The sequence below is a fragment of the Mycolicibacter sinensis genome (genome assembly GCF_001667375.1).
Lineage (GTDB): Bacteria > Actinomycetota > Actinomycetes > Mycobacteriales > Mycobacteriaceae > Mycobacterium > Mycobacterium sinense_A.
On sequence record NZ_LZIN01000044.1, the window covers coordinates 1 to 1,765 of the forward strand.

Annotated in this window: 2 protein-coding genes; one reads left to right on the forward strand and one right to left on the reverse strand. The window is 65.2% G+C overall.

All coding sequences use genetic code 11. The annotated features are described in order from the left end of the window. On the forward strand, positions 1-567 hold a 567-nt coding region (locus tag A5771_RS09315; RefSeq protein ID WP_064854938.1), incomplete at its 5' end, for a TetR family transcriptional regulator. Here A5771_RS09315 and adhP read toward each other — a convergent pair. Continuing rightward, on the reverse strand, positions 542-1,618 hold the full coding sequence (gene adhP, locus A5771_RS09320) for an alcohol dehydrogenase AdhP (RefSeq protein ID WP_064854939.1): 1,077 nt from the start codon (positions 1,616-1,618) through the stop codon (positions 542-544). The genes A5771_RS09315 and adhP overlap by 26 nt on opposite strands. Positions 1,619-1,765: the final 147 nt, after the last annotated feature.

A 1,765-nucleotide genomic window follows, 5' to 3' on the forward strand; every position in this document is an offset into this window, starting at 1 on the left:
GCCGGAACCCGGCTCACGGATGTCGCTGAGTATGCCGAACTACAAGCACCGGCGATCTACTACTACTACGCCTCACGCGAGGATCTCATCGAGGCGGTGATGTTCCGTGGGATGAGCGACCTGCGGATCCACCTGCAACAAGAGCTGGATGCGTTGCCACCGGACACCACGCCGATGGATCGGCTCCTGTCGGCCGTAGCGGTTCATCTCCGGCACGGACTCGAACTCTCCGACTACGCCCGGGCCGCCATCCGCAATTCCGCTCAGATCCCCGAGCGCCTTCGCGCTCGGCAGAAGAAGGAGCTGGCCGCCTACAACCGTATCTGGCAGCGGCTTCTGGCCGCCGCGGTCGCCGACGGCCAAGTGCGTGACGACCTCGATCCCCGACTTGCGCAACGGCTTATCATCGGCGCTCTCAACTGGAGTGCCGAGTGGTGGGACCCGCGTCGGCATTCGGTGGACATCTTGGTGGTCAACGCACAGGCGTTTGTGCGCCATAGCTTGGCGCCGGTCGCCAAGCCGAATAAGCGCAAACCCCGACCTACGAATCGTCTCGATAGTCGATGACCATGCGGCCGTCGATCCGACCGCGCCTCATACGGTCAAAGATGTCGTTGACGTCCTCCAGCCTCGCGACCGTCACCCTGGGCTTTATCAGCCCGCGCGCGTAGAAGTCCAAGGCTTCGGTCAGGTCCTGCCGGGTCCCCACAATCGACCCTCGGATCGTCAGTCGTTTCAGGACGATGTCGAAGATCGGCGCCGGAAAGTCGCCGGGCGGCAGGCCGTTGAACACAATCGTCGCCCCGCGCCGTACCAGCCCGATGGCCTGGCCGAATGCCTGCGGATGTACCGCGGTCACCAGCACGCCGTGTACTCCCCCGATGGCCTTGTGAGCCTCGGCAGCCACGTCGGCGGTACGTGCGTTCAACACGATCTCGGCGCCCAGCTCGCGGGCCAGCGCCAGCTTCGACTCGTCGATGTCGACGGCCACCACCCGCATTCCCATCGAACGGGCGTACTGCACCGCAAGGTGGCCGAGGCCGCCGATACCCGAGATCGCCACCCATTGGCCCGGACTGACCTCGCTCTCCTTCAGGCCCTTGTACACGGTGACCCCGGCGCAGAGGATCGGCGCCACCTCCAGCGGGTCGGCGCCGTCCGGAATGCGCGCCGCATAGGCAGCGTCGACCAGCATGTAGGTGCCGAAGCTCCCGTTGACGCTGTAGCCGCCGTTTCGCTGGCTCTCGCACAACGTCTCCCAACCGGTGCAGCAGTACTCGCACTCGCCGCAGGCCGACCAGAGCCAGGCGTTGCCGACCTTATCGCCGACCTGCAGATCGTCGACCCCCTCGCCGAGCGCGACGACGGTACCGTACCCCTCATGACCCGGAATGAAAGGTGGTTGCGGCTTGACGGGCCAATCACCCTGCGCGGCATGCAGGTCGGTATGACACACACCCGTGGTCTCCAGTTTCACCAGAGCCTGTCCATGGCCCGGCAACGGCACCCCGAGTTCGGAGATCTGCAGTGCCGCACCGAACTCCGTGACCACGGCAGCGCGCATGGTGCTACCGGCGATCTCCGCAGGGGTACCGGTCGTGTCGAGGGTTTCCGTCATCGTCTCACTCCGCTCATGGAAAGGGTTTTGGGACAGTGGGTTCCAGGGCGCCCGTCAGAACAGGCCGGTCGCCGTCTGGGAGTAGGACACCAGCAGGTTCTTGGTCTGCTGGTAGTGGGCGAGCGCCATCTTGTGGTTCTCCCGGCC